Annotated in this window: 25 protein-coding genes; 16 read left to right on the top strand and 9 right to left on the bottom strand. The window is 51.7% G+C overall.

The window, feature by feature from the left end; translation table 11 throughout:
- Nucleotides 1-160: 160 nt before the first annotated feature.
- Complete coding sequence (locus DFP95_RS16880) at nt 161-1099, bottom strand: helix-turn-helix transcriptional regulator (RefSeq protein WP_115993817.1); 939 nt, start codon at nt 1097-1099, stop codon at nt 161-163.
- A 146-nt stretch (nt 1100-1245) separates the two neighbouring features.
- On the opposite strand from DFP95_RS16880, the gene DFP95_RS16875 reads away from it, so the two are divergent.
- From DFP95_RS16875 to DFP95_RS16850, 6 genes are all read left to right on the top strand, one after another.
- On the top strand, nt 1246-1965 hold the full coding sequence (locus DFP95_RS16875) for an alpha/beta fold hydrolase (RefSeq protein ID WP_115993816.1): 720 nt from the start codon (nt 1246-1248) through the stop codon (nt 1963-1965).
- Between the two features lie 44 nt (nt 1966-2009).
- The gene (rlmN, locus tag DFP95_RS16870) at nt 2010-3071 is read left to right on the top strand and encodes a dual-specificity RNA methyltransferase RlmN (protein ID WP_115993815.1); all 1062 of its coding nucleotides are present in this window, start codon (nt 2010-2012) and stop codon (nt 3069-3071) included.
- A gap of 15 nt (nt 3072-3086) precedes the next feature.
- Nucleotides 3087-4061, top strand: a complete 975-nt coding sequence (locus tag DFP95_RS16865) for an aldo/keto reductase (protein WP_115993814.1) — start codon at nt 3087-3089, stop codon at nt 4059-4061.
- 57 nt (nt 4062-4118) lie between these two features.
- A complete protein-coding gene (locus tag DFP95_RS16860) occupies nt 4119-5129 on the top strand; it encodes a TlpA disulfide reductase family protein (RefSeq protein ID WP_115993813.1) in 1011 nt (336 codons plus the stop codon).
- Between the two features lie 242 nt (nt 5130-5371).
- Nucleotides 5372-6118: an ABC transporter ATP-binding protein gene (locus DFP95_RS16855; protein ID WP_115993812.1), complete on the top strand. Its 747-nt coding sequence runs from the start codon at nt 5372-5374 to the stop codon at nt 6116-6118.
- Nucleotides 6115-8097 carry an ABC transporter permease gene (locus tag DFP95_RS16850; RefSeq protein WP_115993811.1) on the top strand — a complete coding sequence of 661 codons (1983 nt, stop codon included), beginning with the start codon at nt 6115-6117 and terminating at the stop codon, nt 8095-8097. Before DFP95_RS16855 ends, DFP95_RS16850 begins: the two co-directional genes overlap by 4 nt.
- A 315-nt stretch (nt 8098-8412) precedes the next feature.
- Here DFP95_RS16850 and DFP95_RS28680 read toward each other — a convergent pair whose 3' ends face one another.
- The 3 genes from DFP95_RS28680 to DFP95_RS16840 are packed head-to-tail and all read right to left on the bottom strand — an operon-like array spanning nt 8413 to nt 10387.
- Complete coding sequence (locus DFP95_RS28680; RefSeq protein ID WP_147304175.1) at nt 8413-8697, bottom strand: hypothetical protein; 285 nt, start codon at nt 8695-8697, stop codon at nt 8413-8415.
- A gap of 23 nt (nt 8698-8720) precedes the next feature.
- A complete protein-coding gene (locus DFP95_RS16845; RefSeq protein WP_115993810.1) occupies nt 8721-9719 on the bottom strand; it encodes a sensor histidine kinase in 999 nt (332 codons plus the stop codon).
- Nucleotides 9716-10387 (bottom strand): response regulator transcription factor, encoded by a 672-nt coding sequence (locus DFP95_RS16840; protein ID WP_115993809.1) that lies wholly within the window; start codon nt 10385-10387, stop codon nt 9716-9718. Before DFP95_RS16840 ends, DFP95_RS16845 begins: the two co-directional genes overlap by 4 nt.
- Nucleotides 10388-10555: 168 nt before the next feature.
- On the opposite strand from DFP95_RS16840, the gene DFP95_RS16835 reads away from it, so the two are divergent.
- Both DFP95_RS16835 and DFP95_RS16830 read left to right on the top strand, forming a co-directional pair.
- A complete protein-coding gene (locus tag DFP95_RS16835) occupies nt 10556-11512 on the top strand; it encodes a hypothetical protein (RefSeq protein ID WP_115993808.1) in 957 nt (318 codons plus the stop codon).
- A 69-nt stretch (nt 11513-11581) separates the two neighbouring features.
- Nucleotides 11582-11818, top strand: coding sequence for an NHLP leader peptide family RiPP precursor (locus DFP95_RS16830; protein WP_115993807.1), 237 nt, complete (start codon nt 11582-11584; stop codon nt 11816-11818).
- Here DFP95_RS16830 and DFP95_RS16825 read toward each other — a convergent pair.
- From DFP95_RS16825 to DFP95_RS16815, 3 genes are all read right to left on the bottom strand, one after another.
- Nucleotides 11795-13474: a sensor histidine kinase gene (locus DFP95_RS16825; protein ID WP_181907472.1), complete on the bottom strand. Its 1680-nt coding sequence runs from the start codon at nt 13472-13474 to the stop codon at nt 11795-11797. The two genes, DFP95_RS16830 and DFP95_RS16825, sit on opposite strands and share 24 nt — an antisense overlap.
- Before the next feature lie 496 nt (nt 13475-13970).
- A complete protein-coding gene (locus DFP95_RS16820) occupies nt 13971-14813 on the bottom strand; it encodes an aldo/keto reductase (RefSeq protein WP_115993805.1) in 843 nt (280 codons plus the stop codon).
- Nucleotides 14814-14844: 31 nt separating this feature from the next.
- Nucleotides 14845-16056, bottom strand: coding sequence for an MFS transporter (locus tag DFP95_RS16815; protein ID WP_115993804.1), 1212 nt, complete (start codon nt 16054-16056; stop codon nt 14845-14847).
- Nucleotides 16057-16203: 147 nt separating this feature from the next.
- Between DFP95_RS16815 and DFP95_RS16810 the strand changes: the two genes are divergently transcribed.
- Both DFP95_RS16810 and DFP95_RS16805 read left to right on the top strand, forming a co-directional pair.
- A complete protein-coding gene (locus tag DFP95_RS16810) occupies nt 16204-16578 on the top strand; it encodes a winged helix-turn-helix transcriptional regulator (RefSeq protein WP_115993803.1) in 375 nt (124 codons plus the stop codon).
- Between the two features lie 247 nt (nt 16579-16825).
- Entirely contained in the window at nt 16826-17152 is a 327-nt protein-coding gene (locus DFP95_RS16805) for a response regulator transcription factor (RefSeq protein ID WP_115993802.1), read from the top strand.
- A 24-nt stretch (nt 17153-17176) separates the two neighbouring features.
- On the opposite strand, the gene DFP95_RS16800 is transcribed toward DFP95_RS16805, so the two are convergent.
- Nucleotides 17177-17722 (bottom strand): pyridoxamine 5'-phosphate oxidase family protein, encoded by a 546-nt coding sequence (locus DFP95_RS16800; RefSeq protein WP_245987704.1) that lies wholly within the window; start codon nt 17720-17722, stop codon nt 17177-17179.
- 110 nt (nt 17723-17832) lie between these two features.
- Here DFP95_RS16800 and DFP95_RS16795 point away from each other — a divergent pair, with 110 nt between their 5' ends.
- The 5 genes from DFP95_RS16795 to DFP95_RS16775 all read left to right on the top strand — a co-directional run bounded on the left by DFP95_RS16795 (nt 17833) and on the right by DFP95_RS16775 (nt 22171).
- Entirely contained in the window at nt 17833-18402 is a 570-nt protein-coding gene (locus DFP95_RS16795) for a pyridoxamine 5'-phosphate oxidase family protein (RefSeq protein ID WP_115993801.1), read from the top strand.
- 86 nt (nt 18403-18488) lie between these two features.
- On the top strand, nt 18489-18968 hold the full coding sequence (gene greA, locus DFP95_RS16790) for a transcription elongation factor GreA (protein ID WP_115993800.1): 480 nt from the start codon (nt 18489-18491) through the stop codon (nt 18966-18968).
- Nucleotides 18969-19199: 231 nt separating this feature from the next.
- Nucleotides 19200-19895, top strand: coding sequence for a hypothetical protein (locus DFP95_RS16785; protein ID WP_115993799.1), 696 nt, complete (start codon nt 19200-19202; stop codon nt 19893-19895).
- A 138-nt stretch (nt 19896-20033) separates the two neighbouring features.
- Nucleotides 20034-20732 (top strand): ribose 5-phosphate isomerase A, encoded by a 699-nt coding sequence (gene rpiA, locus DFP95_RS16780; RefSeq protein WP_115993798.1) that lies wholly within the window; start codon nt 20034-20036, stop codon nt 20730-20732.
- Between the two features lie 95 nt (nt 20733-20827).
- Nucleotides 20828-22171, top strand: a complete 1344-nt coding sequence (locus tag DFP95_RS16775) for an MFS transporter (protein ID WP_115993797.1) — start codon at nt 20828-20830, stop codon at nt 22169-22171.
- A gap of 162 nt (nt 22172-22333) precedes the next feature.
- On the opposite strand, the gene DFP95_RS16770 is transcribed toward DFP95_RS16775, so the two are convergent.
- On the bottom strand, nt 22334-22864 hold the full coding sequence (locus DFP95_RS16770) for a hypothetical protein (protein ID WP_147304174.1): 531 nt from the start codon (nt 22862-22864) through the stop codon (nt 22334-22336).
- Nucleotides 22865-22976: 112 nt separating this feature from the next.
- Here DFP95_RS16770 and DFP95_RS16765 point away from each other — a divergent pair, with 112 nt between their 5' ends.
- Nucleotides 22977-24431, top strand: a complete 1455-nt coding sequence (locus DFP95_RS16765) for a DEAD/DEAH box helicase (RefSeq protein WP_115993795.1) — start codon at nt 22977-22979, stop codon at nt 24429-24431.
- Nucleotides 24432-24523 lie beyond the last annotated feature (92 nt).

Raw genomic sequence — 24523 nt, 5'->3', positions numbered from 1 at the left:
TCCTTCTTGGTTGGCTTCGTAACCCCGAGAATACCCTACTTTTTTGTTGCCTGAGAAGGCGCCAAATTTTGGTACACAGACTACTTTACATCACCGCAAAAGTGCTCTAAATAGCTCAAATAACGATGATTACCATTTTAATTCCTTGATTCATCCGAGTTCATGAATATCGTAATCGCATAGCCTCGATCTTCCGCCTGACGTATTCGACCGCCTCTTCGGGCGCCACGATCCTCGCATCCTCCCCCAATCGCCAGATCATGTCCGAGTAGAAGGGTATTTTATCCGAAGGAATATCCACGGTGACCGTTCCGCCGCCGTCGTCCCGGACGCGTATCGACTCCCCGAACCATTGATCCGAGCGCAGCGCGTGCACCCCTCCTGGAGAGAGTTCCAAGCTCATGGGGATGAGCGGAGCTCGTTCTTGCGGCAGGTCCCACAGCGTTCGTTGCTCGACGTCTTCCCGGCAGTCTATCGACTCGTTCAGTGAAGCGGCGAGAATCCGATCTGCCCGAAATACCCTGTAATCCTCCCTCAGAAAACAATAAGCCGGACAATACCAATACCCGTCGCTCTCGTAAAGTCCGACGGGCTGAATATTCCGAAGCTCGACGCCGTGAGTGGAACGGTATTCGATGGCGACTACGCTGCGGACCATGATCGACTGCATAAGCGTTCGGAGACAGTCCGGGAGCACTTGGCGATGAGGACTCCAGATGGCAACCTTGTCCTTCAGCCGGTCAATCCGCGTTTTGCTATCCTCGGGAAGGTAGTGGTAAAACTTGTGGAGGGCGGATTCTGCGCCTTCGTCGAAGGGCAACGCGCTCAGGTGCCGCAATGATCGGCAGGCGATGAACATGGCGACGGCTTCGCTCTCCGTGAACGCGATCGGGGGAAGCAGTCGCTCCTGAAGCAATCTATAACCGCCTCCGCGCCCTTGAATGGAGTAGATAGGCACGCCTAGCTCGCTAAGCTCCAGCAAATCCCTCGTTACGGTTCGCGTAGACAAGCCGAATTCATCCGCCATCTCTTGAACGGTAAAGGATTTTCGAGCATTGATGATCATGATCATCCGGATTAGTCTTTGCGATTTCAACATGCGACCGACTCCTTTTTCCCGCTTCCTGAACGATGGACTCTCGAACTGTTAGTTTCATTCTACCACTTAAATAAGACATAAATTGTCGTATTTGACGGATATAGTTGACCTTATAGGAAGCTAAGCGGTTAAGGAGAGTGGTTCGGGTGAGCAACGGGGAGCGCAATATCGGAATCGTTTTTATCCATGGAGCGGGATTGGATGGTCGGGTATGGGATCAAGTAGCGCAGGGCCTGGATATTCCGTGTTTGCAGGTGGAATTTCCAAAGGGGCGGCAGGGTATGGACTCTAGGAGAGGATTAAGCTTGGACGATTACGTCGCGGGCGTCCAAAGACAGATCGAGAACTGGGGAGTGGACAGATTCGTCATCGTCGCCCATTCGCTGGGCGGAGTCGTCGGCTTGCAGGTTGCCAATCGGATGTCCGATAGAGTCGTGGGATTCGTTGCGGTGGGAGCGGCCATTCCGAACAAGTTCGGCTCGTTTCTGTCCACTCTGCCGTTGCCCAAGAGACTTCTGATGTCTCTCATTCTTCGAACGGTCGGAACGAAGCCTCCGGAGTCCGCTATCCGCGCGGGTTTATGCGGCGATCTTTCGAAGGAGCAGGCGGACGAAGTCGTTAAGGGATTCATTCCGGAATCGGTTAAGGTATATACGGATTCGGTAGTTTCGGCGCTTCCATCGGTGCCCAAGCTGTACGTCAAACTCAACCGAGACCGAGAGTTCGGCCAAGCTTTGCAGGAGAAAATGATCCGTAACCTATCCACGGAGAGAACCGTTCGATTGGATACGGGTCATTTGCCCATGCTGAGCGATCCCGACAGCTTGCGCGCCATAATAAGGGATTTCGTGTCCGAATCGGTCTAGGGTATAATAGACGGATAGATGAAGCTTCGAAATGAGGGTTACGAATGAATAAAGGTTCCATATACGGCTTGACGTTCGAGCAATTGACGGCTTGGTTGAGCGAACGCGGTCATAAGAAGTCCCGCGCCTCCCAGGTGTGGGATTGGCTCTATCGGAAAAGGGCGACGGACTTCTCCGAGATGGTCGACGTTAATAAAGATTGCGTGCAGGCGCTGGCCGATCATTACGTTATTCAGACGCTTAGCGAACACGTCCGGCAAGAATCCGTGGACGGAACGGTTAAATTCCTGTTCAAGCTGAATGACGGCAATTTAATCGAAACGGTGCTCATGCGACATAAGTTCGGCTTGTCCGTGTGCGTCACGACTCAAGTCGGGTGCAATATCGGCTGCAGCTTCTGCGCGAGCGGACTGCTGAAGAAGAGCCGCGATCTATCCGCCGGTGAGATCGTGGAGCAGGTCATGAACGTGCAGCACCACCTCGACCAAGCTGCGAAGGACGAACTCGTGAGCCATATCGTGGTGATGGGCATCGGCGAACCGTTCGACAACTTCGAGAACATGGTCGATTTTCTGAACGTCGTGAAGGACCAGAAGGGTCTTGCGCTTGCGGCTAGACATATCACCGTATCGACGAGCGGACTCGCGGACAAAATCTACGATTTCACCGATGCCGACCTGAGAGTCAATCTGGCGATCTCCTTGCATGCGCCGAACGACGAGCTCAGAACGCGGATCATGAAGATCAACAAAGCCATCCCGATCGCCAAGCTGATGCAAGCGGTCGATTATTATCTGGAGAAAACGAACCGGAGAATTACGCTGGAGTACATCATGCTGAAGGACGTCAACGATCAGAGGGAGCATGCGATAGAGCTTGCCGGGCTGATCGGCGATCGGCGCCAGCTGGCCAACGTGAATTTGATTCCGTACAATCCGGTCGACGAGCATAGTCAATATCAGAGACCCGACAGGGAGACGATCAGCGCGTTCTACGACACGCTGAAGAAGCAAAGCGTGAGCGTCAGCGTGCGCCTCGAGCACGGGACGGACATCGATGCGGCATGCGGCCAATTGCGAAGCAAACAGATTAAAGTCGGAGTATAAAGGAGCGAGATAGTCATGAGGTATCATCGTCTTGGCAACAGCGGACTAGAAGTATCCGTACTGGGATTAGGCACGAACGCGTTCGGCAAAAGGTCGGATCAAGACGCTTCCGTCCGAATCATTCACTATGCTATGGATCGCGGCGTTAATTTCATAGATACGGCGAATATATATGCGGGTACCGAATCGGAAAGAATCATCGGACTCGCGCTCGAAGGAAGACGGCAAGAAGCGGTGCTTGCGACCAAAGCGGGGCTGGTCAAGGGAACGGGGCCGAACGAGAGGGGCTCATCCCGAGGGCATCTGGTACGGGAGCTGGAAGGAAGCCTTCGGCGCCTGAATACGGATTACATCGATTTGTACCAGATCCATACTTTCGATCCGAACACGCCTTTGGAAGAAACCTTGCGCGCATTGGACGATATGGTAAGCTCCGGTAAAGTTCGATATATCGGCGCTTCCAATTACGCGGCATGGGAGCTTATGAAGGCTATAGGAATAAGCGAGCAAAGAGGGTTCAGCCGTTTCGTCGCGACGCAGAACAGCTATTCCCTGGCCGACCGCACGCCCGAAAACGAGCTTGTCCCGCTATGTCTGGACCAGGGAGTGGGGATCATCCCTTATTTTCCTCTGGCCGGCGGTATTTTAAGCGGTAAATATACGTCTAAGGACATTGCTCCGGAAGGGTCCAGGGCGGAAACGGATCCCGGCTTTCGCAAATATTTCGAAGAAAAGAACCTTGTTTTGGGACAGGGAGTGGGCGAGCTCGCATCGGAGCACGGGTTTTCCACTAGCGCTCTTTCGCTAGCATGGCTCATGGATCGGCCAGCCGTCGCGACCGTTATCGTAGGAGCTACGCGGACCGAGCAAGTGGAGGACAACTTACGGAGCATATCGATTACGCTGGACTCGGAGCTGAAACGGAAGCTGGACGATATCAGCAATCCGTTCCGTCACGGCGAACCGTTCGCTAATTTTCGATTGTCTTAATCCTTAGGGAGTACCGTCACCGTCACGATTATCGGGGATTCGGAAGGGGAGATTCGGATGGGTCAGCTCGGTCAGATGCCGAATCTGCAGGTCGGAACCTTCGTCCTGAACGCGGAGCTATTGGTCTATCTACTGGCCGGCATAGTCGGCGTGCTCATGGTTCGCTTGAAGCATAAGGCGCATCCGGAGCGGGACCCGATCGTCTCCGTAGCTTGGGATTCGGTCATCCTATGGATAGGAATATGGAAAATAAGCCTCCTGCTCTTCGATCCGGCAAGCGTAATCGACAATCCGATGACTCTTCTGTTCTTCAGCGGAGGGATGCCCGGCTTTTGGTTAGCATCCGCCGTCGCAATCGGGTATGCGGGTTTCCGTTATACGAAAAGGCTCGGTAAGAATGCGGCAGCGAGGACGGTTGCCGCGATGGCTTGCGGCTGGGCTGCAACCGCGTATTTGGCAACGGTTCTGTTTAGCGATTCTCCGGGAGTTGTCACGTATATTGGTCTAGCTTTCTTCGCATCGATGCTTGCGTTCCTAATGAGCCCATCGCCTAGGTTTGCCGCGCAGGTTCTCGGAGTCGCGCTTGTTGCGACAATGATCGCTTCCGCCGTGTGGAACCCAGGAGACGGCGATGCGAAGTCCATCGGCGACGATCGGCTTGCCCCGGATTTCCGGCTTTCGGACCTGGACGGCAATCCGGTGAATCTCTCGGATTACCGGGGGCAAACCGTGTTGATGAATTTCTGGGCAACCTGGTGCCAGGTTTGCAAAGCGGAGATGCCGCACGTGGAGAAGCTCTATCGGAAATATAAGGATCAAGACGTCGTCGTGCTGTCGGTCAACGTGACGAGCCAGGAGAGGAACGCCGGAAAGGTCGGCGATTACGTGGACAAGCACGGACTCAGTTTCCCGGTCGTACTGGATGAAGCGGGCGCGGTGGCGGATCAATATAAAGTGACGGCGTATCCCACCACTTACATCATCGATGCCGACGGAGTCATCCGGGAGCGATATCTCGGAGCGATCAGCTACGATAACATGAAGAAGGCCGTCGCGGTTCTTGATTGATGGGGACTCGAACGTCGAGTAGTACCGCCAGACGGTACTACACTTCTCGCATCCGGACCGGCCCGAACCGCAAGAAGATGCGGGTTATGGCCGGTTTTTTCATATCAAAATTCCCTCCCAAAGTGACGGAAACGTCACTTATCTTTACGATACTTCGATGGTTAGGAATATCGATTCCGTCTATATTAAGCTCAATAACTCATGAATATAAGTTTCAGAGTTCCAAATGGAGGGAATCCGATATGCCCAACGTCATTCACACGAAGAATCTATCCAAAAGCTATGGCAAAACCCCCGTGCTCAAGAACATCGATATGACCGTCGAAGTCGGCGAATTTACGGCGATCATGGGACCTTCCGGTTCCGGCAAATCCACCTTGATGAACGTCTTATCCACGATCGATCAATTTACGGGCGGAGAGGTATGGCTGGACGGCCAGTCCTTGTTGGACCTGAAGAAGAAAGCGCTCAGGCAATTCCGCCAGGAGCAGATGGGGTTCATTTTCCAAGATTACAATCTGCTGGATACGCTAACGGTGAAGGAAAATATCCTGCTGCCGCTCTCCCTTCGCAAATTCGCGACGGAAGAGATGGAGAAGCGGCTAGCTTCGATCACCCATGCTCTGAACATCGAGGACATCCTCGGCAAATACCCGAGCGAAATTTCCGGCGGACAGAAGCAGCGTACCGCATCCGCCCGGGCGATGATCACGAAGCCGGCCATCGTGTTCGCGGATGAGCCTACAGGCGCGCTCGATTCCAGATCGGCCACGCAGCTATTGGAACAATTGGCGAACCTGAACGGCTTGACACAGACGACGATTCTCATGGTGACGCACGATATTTATGCGGCGAGTTACTGCAGGAGGGTTATTTTTCTGCGGGACGGAGGAATCGTGAACGAGCTCTACGCCGGGGAGCAAGGACAGAAGGCGTTCTACGACCGCATCCTGGAAACCCAGAGCATAATGGGGGGCCAAGCGCGATGAGCCTTCTTGATCTGACGGTTAGGAACGTCAAGCGTAACTTCCGGCTGTACTCCATATATTTGTTCTCGATGATCATCGGCGTCATTATCCATTTCACATTCTCGGCCCTTATGTTTAACGGCGACGTTCTGGACACGCTCTCGAATCGCCAAAACTTCAAGAACGGCGTAACGATCGCGTCCGTCGTGATCTTCCTTTTCATCATTCTTTTCATCCTATATGCCAATTCGTTCTTCATGCGCCAGCGCAAAAAAGAATTCGGAATGTATTTGCTGCTAGGTCTAAGCGAACGGCAGATCACGTTAATGGTGTTCTACGAAACGCTGTTCATCGGCGCGATCTCGTTAGTGACGGGAATCCTGCTTGGAGGCTTGCTATCGAAACTCTTCGGTATGCTGCTGATGAATCTCATGCAGTACGATCAGGTGATATCACTGTCATTCCCGATTCAGGCGATCGGCTCCACGGTCGGGCTATTTCTCCTGCTTGCCTTCATCATCAGCGTACAGAGTCTGGTTATGGTCCGTCGCGTCCAGCTTGTAGAGCTCTTTCATGCGAAAGAGAAGATGGAGAAGCCGATCAAGCCTTCTAGCCTGCTCGCGATTCTGGCAATCATCCTGCTCGTTTCCGCGTTCATCGTCATTAGCAGAGGCATCGAATCGGCGATGTGGCAAGATCATGCCACGGTAAGCATGATAGTCGTTGCGGTAGGAATAATCGGGGGAACGTATTTGTTTTTTCGCCAATTCGCGGGTTGGCTCCTTCAGGTCATTGCCCGCCGCAAAAAGTACCACGAAGGCAACACGGTATTATGGACGTCCTCGCTGCGTTTCCAGGTTAGAGGCAATACGCTGAACCTTACGTTCATATCCTTGTTTAGCGCTGCGATTATTTTATTGACTTGCTTCGTTACGATCAACTATAAGGTGCAATTCGAGGCGACCGGACGCAACTTGCCTAACGATATCGCCTTCGAGTCCTTGGACGCGGCGACGAACGGCAAGCTCGATAGCCTGATCGGCGCTTCAGCCCATGCGGTGAAGGATCATCGTACGTTAATCGCGTTAACCGCCGAGCAAACGACGGATAAGGAAGTTACCTTCGACAATTCGGATTATTACTTGCCGGGACTGCTGTTGGTCGCGGAAAAGGACTATAACGATATGGTCGATTATCGCGGCCATGGAGATCGGCGAGTGGATTTGCAGGCGAGGGAAGCTGTATCGCTCTCTCAGGGAACGGATGTGGAGAATCGATATTCCGCCGGCAATCTTCCGAAGGTAGGGGTTCAAACGAATTCGACGGCGGCGACCGCGACGGAATTCGAATTGGTTGAGAGGAGGGATTACGCGCTTCTAGGCTGGAGCACGGATCCTCTAACTTCTATGGACAAGAAGCCCGCCGTGTTGGTTATCTCGGACGAAGCTTATCAAGAGCTGAGAGAAAACGCGACGGCGAAGTCTTTCGAGATTTATGCGATCGAAGACGCGAAGAACGCGGAAGCCCTCTCGAAAGAAGTGCATGCCATCGTGAGCCAAACGGAAGGAGCTTACTACTCATCCTTCGCGGACGTGTATTCCGTGCAAATCGAGAGCTCGTCCTTGCTGCTCTTCGCAAGCGGGTTCCTGGCGCTCATCGCAACGTTCGCGCTAGCGAGCGTGATCTACTTCAAACAGCTTCGGGAAGCTACCGAAGAGCAACGCCAATATGCCATTCTGGGTAAATTAGGCGTGAACAATCGGGAGATAAGCAGCGTCATCCGCAAGCAGCTCTTGTTCGTGTTCGTGCCGCCGTTGCTGCTTGGCGTGCTGCACAGCTGGTTCATCATCAAGTACAGCATATTGGATTCGGTGCAGGACTTTCCGGGCTTGGTCAACGTGGTCTTCGGCATCTTAGGAGCGTATTTCCTGATTTACCTCCTGCTGTATCTTTCTTCTACGAGCCTGTACTACAAGATCGTTACCCAGAAAACGGCCTAACGTTTACCTCTGGTACCTCGTGCGATTCCCCGCGCGAGGTAGGACGACGCGTATTAGTTGTAGGGCGAAACTCAAACAGCGCCATGAAGGATTCCGAAGCCGGATTCTTCATGGCGCTGTTTGTAACGCTCGCAAATGGCCCGGAGTAACACGCTCAAACCGGGTAATTCTTGGCGCAGCCGGCAATCCGCCCGGAGTAACACGCTCAAACCGGGTAATTCTTGGCGCAGACGGCAATCTGCCCGGAGTAACACGCTCAAACCGGTTAATTCTCACGCAGCCGGCAATCTGCCCGGAGTTACACGTCCAAACCGGTTAATTCTCCACCGCAGCCGGCAATCTGCCCGGAGTTACACGTCCAAACCGGGTAATTCTCGACGCAGCCGGCAATCTGCCTAGAGTTACACGTCTAAACCGGGTAATTCTCGCCGCAGCCAGCAATCTGCTCGGAGTTACACGTCCAAACCGGGTAATTCTCGACGCAGCCGGCAATCTGCCTAGAGTTACACGTCTAAACCGGGTAATTCTCGCCGCAGCCAGCAATCTGCCCGGAGTAACACGCTCAAACCGGGTAATTCTCGCGTAGCGACTTTCGAGCAAACGGCACCGCCGCAGTTAGGCCGCTATTCGGGACTTTGCCTTAACGTTTGCATGTAAGGATCGTGGATCTTGGGGAAGTGTACAATGAGCTCGGTATAACGTCCGACTTCCGAGGTACAGGAAATATAATGGCCCAATTTTCTCGATAACTCTTGGGCCAGATACAAACCCATTCCCGTAGACTTGGTATGCGATCTTCCGTTGGCTCCGGTGAATCCCCGATTGAAGATTCGCGGGAGATCCATAGGGTCGATGCCGATTCCATTATCGCGAATGACTAGCTGCTTCTCCTGCGGCGTGATTCTCGTATCGATGGATACTTCGCCGGCTTCCTCGACGGTATATTTCAAGCTGTTCGTAAGAAGCTGATTCATGATATAGAGCAGCCATTTGGGATCGCTTTGAACGATCGTAGGCTGTACGTTTAATTGTATCCGGATCTTCTTGGAGATGAACGTCTTGGCGTGGCTCTTCACGAGCTCCTTCGCGAGCGCCTCGAGATTGCAATTTCGTAGGTCGTAATCCTGATTGAAGCTGTCGAGCTTGGCATAATATAGCGCCTGGTCCACGTAATGCTCTATACGGGACACCTCTTCGTCCAAGCTTCCGGCATCGATCTCGGTCTGCTGCATGAGCCGCAATACGGAGATTGGAGTCTTAACCTCGTGGAACCAAGTGACGATGAAGTTGTAATACTCGTTCTGCTTGGCTTGAACTTCGTTCAGGGCGCGAATGTGCTGCTTCTGCATCTCTTCCATCTCGAGACGGTATCGATGAGCTTCCAAGGAGAGAGTTTCGGTCTCCTCATCGTGCATATTTCGGATGACCTTAAGGTTATGAAGATAGCGGTAAACGAAGAAACCGGTCGACAAGAAAAGAAAGAGAGTCAGGGCGTAGAGGAACGAGCCCCATTGCCAACCAAGATTAGGGTCGGTTAACCATACTATCACGACGACTAAGAAGCCGCTTAAGCTTAGAAAAAGGTAGGGCTTCTCATAGCGCATGAATCGCCAGAAGCTCATTCGACGATATACCCCATTCCTTTGCGCGTCGCGATAAAATCCTCCAGCCCGAGCTGCGCGATCTTGCGCCGCAGCCGGTTGACGTTAACCGTCAGCGTGTTATCGTCGACGAATTGTTCCTCGTTCCATAACACCTGCATCAGATCGTCGCGGGATACGATCTTGCCCGCATTGCGCAGCATGATCTGCAGGATGATGAATTCGTTGCGGGAGAGCTCCGCCGATTGCGTTCCGTATTGGATGGAGGAACTTGATAAGTTAAAGAGAAGCTCGCGATAGGTCATTTGGAGGTTCTCGTCCTGGTACGTATAATTACGGCGGAGCAAGGCGCTAACCTTGGCTACGAGCACTCCCAGATCGAACGGCTTCTGAACGAAGTCGTCGCCGCCCATATTAATGGCCATAATGACGTCCATATTCTGATTGCGGGACGACAAGAAGATGATCGGCACCTTCGAGACCGCCCGGATTTGCCCGCACCAATAATAGCCGTCGAATACCGGCAGATTGATATCCAAGAGGACCAAGTGAGGCTGCGCTCTCTCGAAATCCGCGAGCACTTGGTCGAAATTCGCCGCCTCGACGACTTCGAACTGCCATTTGCGCAAGGTGTCTGCCACGATTTTTCTTATTTTTTCATCGTCTTCTACTAGTAGGATCCGGAACATGGGACTTCCTCCAATCGACGGGAAAGCCGAGCTTATGTATTCGTTGCCTTCAAAGATTATTATACATAAATAACGAAGAACTGTTGCAATCGGCCGGGCATATGAGAAAATGATGGAAAATACTAGGTGATCGCGAACAATTGCGTAGCAAAGACAGGTGGGAGACGGATGAACGGGTTAGGCGGTTACGAGCTCGAAATCGAACGGATTTTCTCCGAGGCGGCCGAAGAAATCGCTAGATTTCCTTCGCCTTTAGACGAGTCGGGGCTTGCGATCCTCGCCCGTTGCAATCCGATTGGCGGCGGGAAGGGCACGAATCAGATCAGCTTCCTCCTGCCTTATTGGATGAGAGAAGTGACGGAGTGCCGGATTGAAACCTGCCGGGATCTGGCTGTTGGCAACCTATTCGCGATGATTCATTACTTCCTGATGGATGACGTGATGGATCATGCGGATACGGCGTCGGTTACAGCGGAACCTCGCCTTGCGCTCGCGCTTGGACAACTCCTTCAGACATTGTTCTTTAGGCGGTATAGCATTCATTTCCCTGCGGACTCCCCGTTGTGGGAGCATTATCGCGATTATGTATCGGATTGGGCCGTCGCCGTATCGCAAGAAGGAAGGACTCTCGCCAATCCCCGCGATCCAAAGGGCCTTGCCCGCAAGTCCGCGCCTGTCAAATTATGCGCGACCGGATTGCTGTTGTTATCCGGGCAACCGGAAGCCATTGTCCTTACGGAGGAAGCCGTCGATCTTGTGCTCGCGACATTGCAGTTGTCCGACGATTGGATGGATTGGCTCGAGGATTTGGCGGAAGAGGGTAATAACGCGTTCTTGACGCTTGTCAGACAGCGACTATCCCTCGCCGATGAAGAGCCTCTGGATGAGCGGAAGGTGAAGCAATCCGTCTATCGCGGGGATAGCCTGCGGATGTTGGCCGACATCGTAAAGGGCCATGGAGAACGGTTAAGAGCCATTCAGAACGTGCCCGCAGACCTTTTATCGTTTCAAGCATCGATTGCCGACGGAATAGTTAGGGATGCCGATAGGGCGGAGGACGCAACAAGGCTATTGGTAACCGGGGGAGGTTTGTCCTACTTTTTGTCGAATCATACAGAAAATTGAGTAATTTATCCTATTTGCATGATATGATAAGGAAGTCATTCAACCCACTTATTGGAAGGTCGTGTCCGCATGTCATTGGAATCGTTGAAGGTACAAATTATCAAGAAAGCTTGGGAAGACGCCGCTTTCAAGGCAAATCTCGCGAAAGATCCAATAGGCGCGATCAAAGAAGCTTTCGGAATTGAAATTCCGGCAGGAGTCGAACTGAAGGTGGTCGAAGAAAGCCCGACGCTCTATTATCTGGCGATCCCACCGAAGCCGGAAGACGTCGCAAGCGGCATATCAAGCCCCAATTTCGTTTGGTAATTCAGAATCCTTGACTATGAGCGGGAACCGAATAATTACCTCGGTTCCTTTTGTTTTTACGCTATGGAATACGATCGTCCCCCGCATCGCTTCGATGATGCGAAAGGTCACCATTAAGCCAAGTCCGGTTCCTTTAGTTTTCGTCGAGAAGAAAGGAATGCCGAGCTTCGCCACTTCCTCATCATCCATTCCGTCGCCGTTGTCCGCTATTCGAACTATGACCTCTTCTCCTTCCGTATCCGCGTTGATCTTGATCCATCCGTCAGAGCCTATGGCCTCGATACTGTTCTTAATAATATTGATAAGAGCTTGCTTTAATTTCGAGGAGTTCCCTCTGAAGTAGAGTTGCTCCTGTGACTTGAACAGGAGAACTCCGCCATACATCGATGCCATCGGGGTCATCATGGCTTCGATTTTTTTCATTTCCTCGTACATGTCCAGAACGACGATCGTTTCCAGGTCCGGCTTGGCGAAGGTAAGGAAATCGGTAATGATATCGGAAGCCCGATCCAATTCGTTCGTAGCCAAATCGAAGTAAGTCTTGTTCTTCTCGTCAGTTCTGCTGGAAAGCAATTGCAGAAATCCACGCGTTACTTGAAGAGGATTGCGTACCTCGTGCGCGACGGACGCCGCGAGATCGCTTATGATCTTCATTTTCTCGGTACGCTGTAAACTGTGGTTGTAGATCTCCAACTCCTTGGAATAATTGAGCAGCTTACCGTAATCGGCCGATATGCGTCTTGCAAGTATAATTACCAACGTAAGAATTAGAATTACTACGCCGAACTTCCATAGATAAAGCACGTAAGTTCTATGGCTCAAGTAATAGAAAATCAGGTCAGCCGTCGCGGAAGAAGCGAATAAGATGATTCCAAGAGACAACAAAATGGCACTCCAACTGCCTTTGATCGCCCTCAGAATGGACAAGACAATGATAAGCAGCAATTGCAGAAGGATAAGTACGCTTAAAATAATGTTCAGGATGACGTAATAAACTTCATAATGTTGCCCGGAAATCGTGTAGACGATCAGCGCAACCAAACAAAACGCGGAATAATACGCCTGCAATCGTCGATACTTCGTGAAGAATCGGAACTGGCCATTGAATACTTGATCGATATAATAATTGAACGACGGGATTAGCAAAAATAACGACACGTCGAACAGCAGTAGCAGAATTTTCCCGTATTCCTTGAAATAAATGTAAGTTAACGGCGAGTATGTAATGATCAATATACCGATGGATAAAGAGAACAAGCATAAAGCGACCCATGAGCTTCGCTGTTTCCTGTGTAAGTAACTGGAGCAGAACAGCATGATTAAAGCTAGAAAAACAATAGACGATCCCAGTAAAAGATCGGGCAGGTCTTGCCGGATGAAACGTTTGGATAGAAGATCGATTTCGTCGATACGTATGTCGCTGATAAGTCCGGCCCGTTCGCTTGTCGTGAGAATGCGGATATAATAATCCTTCGGTTCGGAGGTTTGTTCGATCGGCATTAACAGCTTGTTAAGATCAAAAGTAAAATCCCGACGAGTCTGGATCAGCAAATGACTTTCCCGATAAACGGACAGATCGAGCCCGTATATCCGTTCTGCGAGCAAGCCTGGCCGCTGTAGCCCCATGGTAGAGGGAATCGTGAAATGGACCCACATTCCACGGAATCCCGGCGGAACATTGGTCAGGGGATTATCTGATCCTGTTGGTATCCAAGTTTCGTCTAAGGCAGGAATCCTCTGCTCGTCGTCGGCTTTGCCGATCCACTTCATTTGCCATTCATTAATATTGGAGGCCGGCTCTGATGCGCTAGTAAACTGGGTGGAATATGTAAATATCATTATAAACAGCACAAAGATTCGCAGTATCGTTATCCCATGCACCGACTTCATCGGACACCTCGCTGTTACTCGTTCATATTGGTGGGTGGGAACACTAAATAAGCACAATTAAAGTTAAAATTCGACAAATTATGCCAGTCTCCTTTCCGCTTTCTGGAGTTTACCGAACAATTTCTAAGAAAATTTGTTCTTATATCATAAACACAGTTGTGCATTTGAGCTAAATTTCGTATTCTCGATCATGTGAAAAGGGCTATCCTGCAGGTCTGACTTGACCTGCGGGATAGCCCTTTTATGGAATATGGAACGCGAATTAGAAGTTAAAGTTATCGGGGTCCGGACCAATGCGTTGATTCCGATTCAATTCGTCTATCCGGGTTATTTCTTCCGAGGACAGCTCGAAGTCGAATATGTTGGCATTCTCGATGATCCGACTTTCCTTCGTGGACTTGGGAATCGTGACGACTCCGTGCTGCAGATCCCATCGCAGAATGACTTGGGCGACCGATTTGCCGTGGTTGCCGGCGATTTCCCGCAGTACGGGATGATCGAGCAGTCCGCCTTGCATAAGAGGAGACCAAGCCTCCAACTGGATGTTATGGGCCTGACAGAAGGCAAGCAATTCTTGCTGCGAAAGATAGGGATGGTACTCGACTTGGTTTACCATCGGCGAGACCTTAGCGTCTTTCATAACGTCTTCCAGGTGGTGAATGTTGAAATTGCTCACGCCGATCGCCTTAACCCGTCCATCCGCGTATATGGCTTCCAGCGCTCTCCATGCTTCTTTGTATTTGCCTTTTACGGGCCAATGAATGAGATAGAGGTCGAGGTAGTCCAGACCGAGCTTAGCTAAGCTCGCTTCGTATGCGGCTAGGGTGGATTTGTAGCCGAGGTCCGCATTCCACACCTTGGACGTAATAAACAGATCTTCCCTGGACAGGCCCGTCTCCGCAAGCCCTTCGCGAATGCCTCGTCCGACGCCGCTCTCGTTCCGATAGATAGCCGCCGTATCGATGCTCCGGTAGCCTTGCTTGATCGCGGTCCGGACGGAGTCCACGACCTCGGAGCCTTCTTCTGCCTTGAATACTCCCAAGCCGAACCACGGCATTTGAACTCCATTGTGCAACGTAGCCGTCGATTGTAAGTTGCGAGTCATGATAAAACCTCCTAATATGATTATTTATGATTTACGCTGTAGCCTTGAGTTTATTATAACGTTCCGCATCCCTCTTCTCCAAAACGCGGATTCGGCCGGTAATGGCCACGGCCGCCATAACCATCAGCGATCCGATCCAAGCCGTATGGATAAGGCCTATCGAATCCGTAATCAAGCCGCCCAAATAAGCGCCGATCGCGATCCCCGCGTTAAAGGCGGCGATATTGAAGGCGGAAGCTACATCCACCGATTGCGGCGTATATCGTTCCGCCAGCATCACGACATACACTTGCAAACCCGGCACGTTCATGAAGGCCAGCAGTCCCATCAATAGAACGGTGATCAAACCTGCCGCCGGATAGGGAGCGGTGAACGACAACGCGAGCAGAACGACGGCTTGCGCGGCGAACATGTAGAATAAGGCTTTAACCGGGTTGCGGTTCGCTACCTTTCCGCCGATGACGTTTCCGATCGCTATGGCGATTCCGTAAGCGAGCAAGACTCCGACGATCGTTTTCTCGCCGAATCCGGTTACGTCATGAAGGAGCGGGGATAAATAAGTAAAGACGACGAACGTTCCTCCGTACCCCAAGGCCGTAACGGCGAATGCGAGAAGCAGCCTTCCGTTCGTGACGACCTTCAGCTGTTCGCGGATCGGAGTCGAAGCCGCTTTCCGTAAGCTCGAAGGGACAAGAACCAAGTTGGAGAGGAATGAAATGATACCGATAGCGACGATGGCGATGAAAGCCGCGCGCCAACCTAACTGTTGTCCGAGCCATGTCCCGATAGGCACGCCCGTAACGGTGGCAACCGTAAGTCCGGAGAACATAATGGCTATGGCGCTTGCTCTGCGGTTCGCGGGCACCAGGTCGGCCGCGATCGTGGACGCGATGGACATAAATACGCCGTGCGCGAGAGCGGACAGGATACGAGCTGCCAGCAGCAAGGCGATTCCGTTGGCGGCCGCGGCGAGGCCGTTACCCGCGATGAATACGATCATGATCCATAGAAGCAAAGTTTTACGAGACATCTTGGAAGTCAAGGAAGTCAATATCGGAGCCCCGAGCATGACGCCGAGAGCGTATAAGGAAACGGTTAGGCCCGCAGTTGTTACGGATATTCGCAGATCGTCGGATATCAAGGGGAGTAATCCCACGCTGATGAACTCCGTCGTTCCGATGGCAAAAGCGCTGATCGCTAACGCTAGCAGCGCGAACGTGCTTTTTTTCGCGTTCAATAACATAGGTTCCACTCTCCAGTATAGTAATCACCGGCCGGCAAATGTTATTATGAAGCCTTCGGGGAACGCTGAACAGTACGTACTTTCAAGTGCTCGGGTTACTAAAAAGTAATATTCTAGGCTTCTCGGGCGAAGTCGGAGGGATAAAACGTGATCAAGAAGAAATACAATATTTCCGTGGAAGCGACCTTGGAGGTTATCGGCGGGAAATGGAAGTGCGTCATTCTGTGTCATCTCATGCACTGCAAAAGAAGAACGAGCGACCTGAAGCGTATTATGCCCGGAATCACTCAGAAGATGTTAATTCAACAGCTTCGCGAGTTAGAGCAGGACGGCATCGTAAACCGGATCGTCTATAACCAAGCTCCTCCCAAAGTGGAATACGAGCTTAGCGAATACGGCGACAGCCTGAGGACGATCCTGAACTCCTTATGCAACTGGGGAGATGCCCATATCGTTAGGGAATACGGCGATAAGGCGTCCATGCTGGAAGATAACGGCCTGAACGATTTAAGCGATAGTTGACGAAGGGAAGATTATTTAGTCTTCGCGGAAGCTCCAGCGGATCCATGCCCACGCCATCGTCCTCAATCGCTATTTCCGCGTATCGCTTTTTCCACTTAATCCTCTTATCTATGCTTACCCACCTTGAAGAAATCAGATAACGGCTATAAAGCGCATCGCAAAAAAGATGAAATTCTTACAAAACTCATAAACGTTTAACAATTTCAATGTACACTAGGGATATGCTAATTATCGAGGAGTCTTATTCTTGAACATTCCATCCGAATCATCCCACCTGTGTAATGTCGTTTCCTTTTTCGCCCAACGACATTGTTTGACGCAACGCGAGAAGGAAATCGTGTTCTATCTGACGAGATACGGGTACAGCAACAAGCACTTGGCAAGCGAGCTGTTTATAACCGAGAAGACGGTAAAGAACCATATGGCCAAGATTCAGGAGAAAACAAGAGCCGGTTCCACGCGCGAGCTGCTGTCGTTGGTCGTTGCGCAGTTCTTGAATCAGCCATCGAAGGATGACAGGGACCTTCCACGTATATATCAATCGGACGCGAAGACGCCCTCAATTGGCCACTAAGGCCAATAGGAGGGCGTTCTTGCGTCAATGGGGGCTTGCCTGGGTCCTGCCCGGGTAATACATATGCGAGGGTTGAACCTCGTTCTCCTTGGCGGTAATCTCCGTAGGGATTAGCTTGAACACGCTTGTCTTGCTGCCTAGCGAAGATACGTATTTCTCTACGTGGCTCTTGGCTAGGGGAGATTGATAATAGCCCGGTACGTACTTGTGCAGCATCTCCTGCATGGCTCCCGTTGCTTCCTCTAAGTCGTCGACGAGCTCGACGGATCCGAATAGGATGACGCTCATATAGGCGGTATCCGTATTCGCGGGTACGATATCCGTAATCGTCCCGTTATCCTCGCATACGCTGAAACATGCCTTCGCATTGCGCTGAAGGATGTCTATTTTCCTTCCTTCGGAAGCGCCATGGAAGTATATGTTCCCGTTTAACCAAGCATAATTCAAAGGAATAACATAGGGAACGTCATCCGAAGAGAGACCTAGAAACCCTGTGCGGGCTTGATCGAGAAAATGCCCGATCTTGACGGAATCGGTGCATGCGCGTTTATACATTCGAATAGGATACAATGGCTCTCGCTCCCTTTATCTACCATGTGGTAAGATCATTTTAATTGAAATCCGTCATGTGCGAAAGTGACAGCCCTGGTTCGACAACTAATGGTGAAGGAGAGATTGTAATGGGAAAACTATTCGCCGCGCTGTTGCCGGAGCATGAGGAATTTATCGCCAAGCAACGCGTTTATTTCGTAGGATCGGCGCCGTTATCGGAAAACGGCCATGTAAATATATCGCCGAAGGGTTACGATTCGTTGCGCGTCTTGTCCGCCAACCGAGTCGCTTATCTGGATTTAACGGGAAGCGGCAATGAAACGAGCGCCCACATCGAAGAGAACGGGAGAGTCACGGTCATGTTCTGCGCGTTCGACGGTCCGCCTAATATTATTAGGTTGTACGGCAAGGGAACGGTTGTCCTCCCTGAATCGGCGGAATGGGAAGGCCTATATTCCTTGTTCTCTTCCTTACCGGGTGTCAGGCAGATCATCGTCGTCGACTTCGACCAGGTCCAAACCTCCTGCGGTTACTCCGTCCCGTTCATGTCTTACGACCGAGAACGGGAAACGCTGCAGCGTTGGTCCGTTCAGAAAGGCGAAGAAGGGCTGAAGCAATATTGGCAGGAGAAAAATACCCGAAGTCTCGATGGATTGCCGACCCCGCTAGGCAAGGTTCTGCGGGAAAGCGGTGAATAAGAGGCCGCTAGATTACGGTTTACAGTGAAGCCGAGGCGGATATAGGTTAGAATGGAAGAAGTAAGCCGAATGGGAGCTGTCTAAGAATGGCAAACGACGAAGTGATCTTGACCAAAGAAGGATTGGCGAAGCTGCAAGCGGAGCTGGACGATCTGAAGTACGTGAAGCGCAAGGAATTGGCCGCCCGTATCAAGCTGGCGATCAGCTATGGAGATTTGAAGGAAAACAGCGAATACCACTCGGCCAAGAACGATCAATCGTTCATGGAAACCAGGGTCATCATACTTGAGAAAATGCTGAACAAAGCCCGGATAGTCGATGCGGACGACCTTGATCATTCGAGCGTTCAAATCGGTTCCGTAGTGATCCTCAACGACATCGAGTTCTCCGAGAAAATAGAATATCAGATCGTCGGCCCCGCTGAAGCGGACGTGCTGGAGAATAAAATTTCTTACGAAAGCCCTTTGGGCAAAGGGCTCGTAGGCAAAACGGTCGGGAGCATCGTAAGCATCGACGCCCCAATGGGAGTCGTTAAGTACGAGCTGCTCGAGATCAAGGCGCAGTGAGGGAATTACGCTACTAGAGCAAGCGAAGAACCCGTCCTCGGGAAGGGGCCGGGTTCTTCTTTGCCCTTGGCGCTACAGCAAGCCTCACGATGCCGTTACCGTGTAATAAGCGGCATGTCCCGGAGGCATTCTAATCTTACCTCCCGGGATTTTGTCGGCTAAGCCGCGAAGTAACATTTTTTACAATGTGTTAGAATGACTAAACACGCAAGACGAAGGCGAGGATACGCGATGGGTACAAGATTGGGTTGCTTACATGCGCACTATTCGAATATAGAATACATAGAGAACGCGTTGTCAGGCTACGACGTGGAATGTCTTCATTTCGTGGATCCCGGCTTAGTGGACAAGATCGCATCGGACGAGAGCTTCGGATCGGCGGAAGCCGAACGGCGGGTGAAGGAGCAGATCGAGTGGATTGCCAGTTGCAACGTGGATGCGGTTCTGATTACATGCACGAATTACATTGCGGTGCTTCAAGATGATCAGTTATCGGTATCCGTTCCGATTATCAAAATGGACGAGCCGTTTTTCGACTATTTGTGCCGGGAGGAACAACCTCATATTCTGCTGTTCACGAATCCGGCTACGGTAGAGGGCACGATGAATCGGCTACGGGAGTATGCGCAAGCTCGCGGAAAACACCCGCAGGTCGAAGCGCATGTCATAAGACACGCGTTCGAGTTGATCATGCAAGGGAAGAAGGAGCAGTACCATATCGTTTTGTCCGCATACATTCGCGATTTGCTCGCGTCGCAGCAAGGGAAGATGATTTCGGTAGCTCAATTATCCATGGTCGAAGCGCTCATGGAAGTTCAGAGAGGCACCAAAGTGAAGCTGGGTAATCCGTTGGAGACGTTGGTGACTTACATGGCGGACAATTTCTGCGGAGAAACGGCCGGCGCGGACAGTAAAGTCGGTCAATAGTAAGTTCGGGTCGATTCCAAGAGACACGAAATCTCTCGACTCCGCGTATAGCCGGCTATGCTTACGCTAACGGAACTTATGATATAATAAATGAAAGATTGAGGGCTTGCACACTTCTAGTTAAAGCGAGGGTCATTCATGATTTGGGATAATAAAATCGCGACCACTTTGCAGTGGTCGAATGAAATCTCCAATAGAGAGCAAAAGGAAAAAGTAGCGGAGAAAATCGCGGAACGCGTCAAGAACGGGGACGTGATCGGAGTGGGCTCGGGGTCCACGTCGTACCTTGCATTGCTGGCGATCAGCAAGAAGGTGAAGGAACAGAACCTGAGCGTACTCGCTATTCCGACCTCGCACGAAGTTTCGATGGCCTGCTCCATCTTGGGCTTAAATACATCCTCATTATTGAATGCCCGGCCGGATTGGTCCTTCGACGGAGCGGACGAAGTAGATCCGCAGAAGAACCTGATCAAAGGCAGAGGGGGCGCGATGTTCGCCGAGAAGCTCGTTATCAAGAGCTCCCCCGAGAACTACATCCTTGTCGATTCCTCCAAGTTCGTATCCTTTCTCGGAGAGAAATTCGCGGCGCCGATTGAGGTGGACCCGAGAGCGGTCAACTTGGTCGAGACGGAATTGCTGAAGCTTGGAGCGAACGAGATCACCCTGAGATTGGCGAAGTCCAAGGACGGTCCGGTTATTACGGAAGCGGGCAATTTGATTCTCGACGTGCGCTTCAATAAAATCACCTCGGAATACGAGAAGGAAGTCAAATCCATCCCAGGAGTCATCGAATCGGGTCTGTTTATTAACTATCAGGTCGAGATTCTAACGACCTAGTCAAGGTGATTATTGAAAAAGCTATCTCCGACCATAATAGGGCGGAGGATAGCTTTTTTGCATCGACGAAGGCCTAAAGACGGGATGGGACACCTATGAACGACAAAATCGTAATGCCCGTTTGGGCGGTCGGCTTGTTCATCGTCGTCATGAACACGACAATGTTCAACGTATCGATTCCAAGCATTATTCATGATCTGAGAATTACGGAGGATTTGGGCGCATGGATCATCTCCAGTTACTCAATCGGATACGCCCTGTCTACGGTCGTCTATAGCAGGCTCTCCGATATCGTATCCATTCGCAGATTGCTCGCGATCGGCCTGCTCGTCCTGGGGCTTTCCTCGGTCGTCGGCTTCTTCGCCCACGACTTTCGGGCGTTGCTGGCCGCGAGGATCCTGCAGTCGGCAGGCGCCGGGGCGATGGCCGGCTTGGGCTTGGTGCTGGCCAGCCGTTACGTTCCCGCCGAAAGACGGGGCAGGGCCATCGCCATGATCTCCGCGGGCAGCGCGATGGCTTTCGGGCTGGGGCCGATTATCGGCGGCTTGATCAGCGAATACTTCGGCTGGAACGGATTGTTCGCGATTACCTGTCTGGTGCTGGCGATTCTGCCGGTGCTTCTGAGACTGCTCCCTCGCGAGAAGCCGCGAGCCGGACGATTCGATGTCGCGGGTGCCCTGCTCACGATCGTAAACGCGGCGTCGCTGCTCCTCGCCGTAACCCAACAATCCCTTGTTTGGTTCGGGATAAGCATCTTATCCTTCCTTGCGCATTTCTGGTATGTGCGGAAAGCCAAAGAAACCTTCATCAATCCCGCATTGCTGAAAGTTCCGGGATACCGAAAGCTTCTGTTTATCGGTTTTTGCGCGTTGGTCGTGAACCTTGGCAATCTGTTCCTCATGCCTCTAGTGCTTGCCCATCTCTTCGACAAGTCGGCGATGAGCATCGGTTTATTCATAGCGCCGGGCGCTATTCTATCAGCCATTCTTACAAGGTTCGTCGGACGTTGGATCGACAGGTACGGCAATCTTAAGTTCCTATTGATCGGGCATGCGATTCTCGCAGTCGTGCTGGCGTATTATGCGCTGGATCTTGCAGCTTCCCCGGCGGTCATCCTGATCGGGTACCTCTTCTTTTCTCCTGCGCTATCTGCCACGATGTCCTCCTTAAACAACGAGACGTCGCAACGCCTTCCGAAAACCTTAATCGGTTCGGGGATGGGCTTATCGCAGCTGTTTCAGTTTTTCGGAGGATCGATATCCGTTGCCGTTTGCGGATTGCTTCTTGAATACCAAAGCGATCTCCCGATGGTTCAAGCGTATCGTCACGTGTACGAATTGCTGCTAGGCGTGTGCCTGTGTTCCGCGATCATGCTGCTGAGCTACCGCAGAATGCAAGGCTCTAACTCCGCCCGCGCTGCCTTACCTAGCCCGAGTTAGCTAAGTAACTTTAATAACTTCGTTAACTCCGCCTCTGTCGCCGAACCCGAGCCGAGTTAGCCAAGAAACTTCGTTAATTCCGCCTCTGTCGCCGAACCCGAGCCGAGTTAGCAAAGAAACTTCGTTAACTCCGTCTCTGTTGCCGAACCTGAGCCGAGTTAGCTAAATAACTTCGTTAATTCCGCCACCGCCACCGAATCCGGGCCGAGTTAGCAAAGTAACTTCGTTAACTCCACCTCTGTCGCCGAACCCAGGACGAGTTAGCCAAGTAACTTCGTTAATTCCGTCTCTGTCGCCGAACCCGAGCCGAATTGACCAAGAAACTTCGTTAACTCCGCCTCTGTCGCCGAACCCGAGCCGAGTTAGCCAAGAAACTTCGTTAATTCCGCCTCTGTCGCCGAACCTGAGTCGAGTTAGCCAAGTAACTTCGTTAATTCCGCCCCTGCCCCCTAACTCGAGCCGAATTAGCCAAGTAACTTCGTTAACTCCACCTCTGTCGCCGAACCCAGGACGAGTTAGCCAAGTAACTTCGTTAATTCCGCCCCCGCCACCCAAACCGAGCCGAGTTAGCCAAGTAACTTCGTTAATTCCGTCTCTGTCGCCGAACCCGAGCCGAATTGACCAAGAAACTTCGTTAACTCCGCCCCCGCCAACCGGTAGCTTCCCTGACTCCCCCCGGCTTTTCCGGCGCAAACCGCCCTGCACTCAAACAGTCTGTTTACATAGCTTTATTGCATTCCCATCGCGCCATAGACTAAGATGAACTCATGATCACGAGGACAAACAGGATCGAAGGGGTACATTCATGAGCGAGAAAAGGTTCAACGATTATAAATTAAGCGAAGACATCATCCGAGCGCTTGAAGGTCTTGGATATGCGCAACCGACGGACGTGCAGAATCAGGTTATACCGGCGGCGCTGGAGAAGAAAGACCTTACCGTGAAATCCAAGACCGGGAGCGGGAAAACGGCCGCCTTCGGAATTCCTTTATGCGAGATGGTCGAGTGGGAAGAGAATAAGCCGCAAGCGTTGATCTTGACGCCGACCCGCGAGCTTGCCCTGCAAGTGAACGAGGACATTACGAACATCGGAAGATTCAAGCGCATTAAAGCGACTCCGTTGTACGGCAAAGAGTCCTTCTCGAAGCAAACCGCGCAATTAAAGCAGAAGACTCATGTCATAGTAGGGACTCCTGGGCGCGTGATGGATCATATCGAGCGGGGGACGCTGGAGCTCGAGCGCATTCGTTACCTCGTCATCGACGAGGCGGATGAAATGCTCAGTATGGGATTCATAGAGCAAGTGGAGAAGATCGTCCAGAAGCTTCCCAAGAGCAGGGTGACTTTGCTTTTCTCGGCAACGTTACCTAAAGACATAGAGAAACTGTGTCACAAAATCATGAAAAATCCGGTAAACATCGAGATTATGGCGGCACCCGGAACGACGACCTCCCTTATCGACCACTCCTTGATTCAGGTGAAGGAGGGAGACAAACCCAAGCTGCTTCAGGATCTCCTCGTGGTCGAGAATCCGGATAGCTGCATCATTTTCGGAAGAACCCAAGAACAGGTGGACAAGGTGTATAAGCAGTTGGACGAGCTCGGCTTCAGGTGCGGCAAGATCCACGGCGGTATGGAGCAAGAGGATCGCTTCAAGGTTATGAACGAGTTCCGCAAAGGGGCGTTTCGTTACCTCGTCGCGACGGACGTGGCGGCCAGAGGGATCGATATCGATAGCATCTCGCACGTCATCAACTACGATCTTCCCCAAGATTCCGAAGGTTACGTGCACCGGACGGGAAGAACGGGACGGGCTGGCAATGCCGGGAAAGCCATCAGCTTCGCGACTCCGAACGAAGACAAGTTCCTGGCGAATATCGAAGGCTACATCGGGTTCGAAATCCGCAGAAGGAAGATGCCTTCCAAGGATGAAGTATCGCTTAGGCAAGCGGCGTTCGAGAAGAAACTGAGCGTTCAGCCCACGATTAAGAAAGATAAGAACGAGCAATTGAACAAGGGCATCATGAAGCTGTGCTTCAACGGAGGCAAGAAAAAGAAGCTCCGCGCGGTGGATTTCGTGGGAACCCTTGCCCGGATCGAAGGGGTATCGGCGGAGGATATCGGAATCATCACGATACAGGACAACGTAACCTTCATCGATATCTTGAACGGCAAAGGACCGCGTATTATCGAAGTCATGACGAATACTACGGTCAAAGGGAAGCAGCTGAAAGTTCGCGAGGCCAAAGAAGCTAACTAAATCAATTGAAATGTATTGCACCTCCGACTACCATCGTCGGGGGTGTTTGCGTTTTCGTGGCGGCAATGGGTAATTATCGGAAAAAGGGGGAT

The organism is Cohnella lupini (assembly GCF_003386205.1).
In the GTDB taxonomy this organism is placed as follows: Bacteria; Bacillota; Bacilli; order Paenibacillales; family Paenibacillaceae; genus Cohnella; species Cohnella lupini.
The sequence above is the reverse complement of the archived record's forward strand: the minus strand, read 5'-3'. Positions and strand labels throughout refer to the sequence as shown.

What these genes read in the sequence shown, in the direction of transcription:
- DFP95_RS16880 (WP_115993817.1), bottom strand. Translation starts at nt 1,099, where the DNA reads ATGTTGAAATCGCAAAGACTAATCCGGATGATCATGATCATCAATGCT.
- rlmN (WP_115993815.1), top strand. Translation starts at nt 2,010, where the DNA reads ATGAATAAAGGTTCCATATACGGCTTGACGTTCGAGCAATTGACGGCT.
- DFP95_RS16865 (WP_115993814.1), top strand. Translation starts at nt 3,087, where the DNA reads ATGAGGTATCATCGTCTTGGCAACAGCGGACTAGAAGTATCCGTACTG.
- DFP95_RS16860 (WP_115993813.1), top strand. Translation starts at nt 4,119, where the DNA reads ATGGGTCAGCTCGGTCAGATGCCGAATCTGCAGGTCGGAACCTTCGTC.
- DFP95_RS16855 (WP_115993812.1), top strand. Translation starts at nt 5,372, where the DNA reads ATGCCCAACGTCATTCACACGAAGAATCTATCCAAAAGCTATGGCAAA.
- DFP95_RS16850 (WP_115993811.1), top strand. Translation starts at nt 6,115, where the DNA reads ATGAGCCTTCTTGATCTGACGGTTAGGAACGTCAAGCGTAACTTCCGG.
- DFP95_RS16845 (WP_115993810.1), bottom strand. Translation starts at nt 9,719, where the DNA reads ATGAGCTTCTGGCGATTCATGCGCTATGAGAAGCCCTACCTTTTTCTA.
- DFP95_RS16840 (WP_115993809.1), bottom strand. Translation starts at nt 10,387, where the DNA reads ATGTTCCGGATCCTACTAGTAGAAGACGATGAAAAAATAAGAAAAATC.
- DFP95_RS16835 (WP_115993808.1), top strand. Translation starts at nt 10,556, where the DNA reads ATGAACGGGTTAGGCGGTTACGAGCTCGAAATCGAACGGATTTTCTCC.
- DFP95_RS16830 (WP_115993807.1), top strand. Translation starts at nt 11,582, where the DNA reads ATGTCATTGGAATCGTTGAAGGTACAAATTATCAAGAAAGCTTGGGAA.
- DFP95_RS16825 (WP_181907472.1), bottom strand. Translation starts at nt 13,474, where the DNA reads ATGTGGGTCCATTTCACGATTCCCTCTACCATGGGGCTACAGCGGCCA.
- DFP95_RS16820 (WP_115993805.1), bottom strand. Translation starts at nt 14,813, where the DNA reads ATGACTCGCAACTTACAATCGACGGCTACGTTGCACAATGGAGTTCAA.
- DFP95_RS16815 (WP_115993804.1), bottom strand. Translation starts at nt 16,056, where the DNA reads ATGTTATTGAACGCGAAAAAAAGCACGTTCGCGCTGCTAGCGTTAGCG.
- DFP95_RS16795 (WP_115993801.1), top strand. Translation starts at nt 17,833, where the DNA reads ATGGGAAAACTATTCGCCGCGCTGTTGCCGGAGCATGAGGAATTTATC.
- greA (WP_115993800.1), top strand. Translation starts at nt 18,489, where the DNA reads ATGGCAAACGACGAAGTGATCTTGACCAAAGAAGGATTGGCGAAGCTG.
- DFP95_RS16785 (WP_115993799.1), top strand. Translation starts at nt 19,200, where the DNA reads ATGGGTACAAGATTGGGTTGCTTACATGCGCACTATTCGAATATAGAA.
- rpiA (WP_115993798.1), top strand. Translation starts at nt 20,034, where the DNA reads ATGATTTGGGATAATAAAATCGCGACCACTTTGCAGTGGTCGAATGAA.
- DFP95_RS16775 (WP_115993797.1), top strand. Translation starts at nt 20,828, where the DNA reads ATGAACGACAAAATCGTAATGCCCGTTTGGGCGGTCGGCTTGTTCATC.
- DFP95_RS16765 (WP_115993795.1), top strand. Translation starts at nt 22,977, where the DNA reads ATGAGCGAGAAAAGGTTCAACGATTATAAATTAAGCGAAGACATCATC.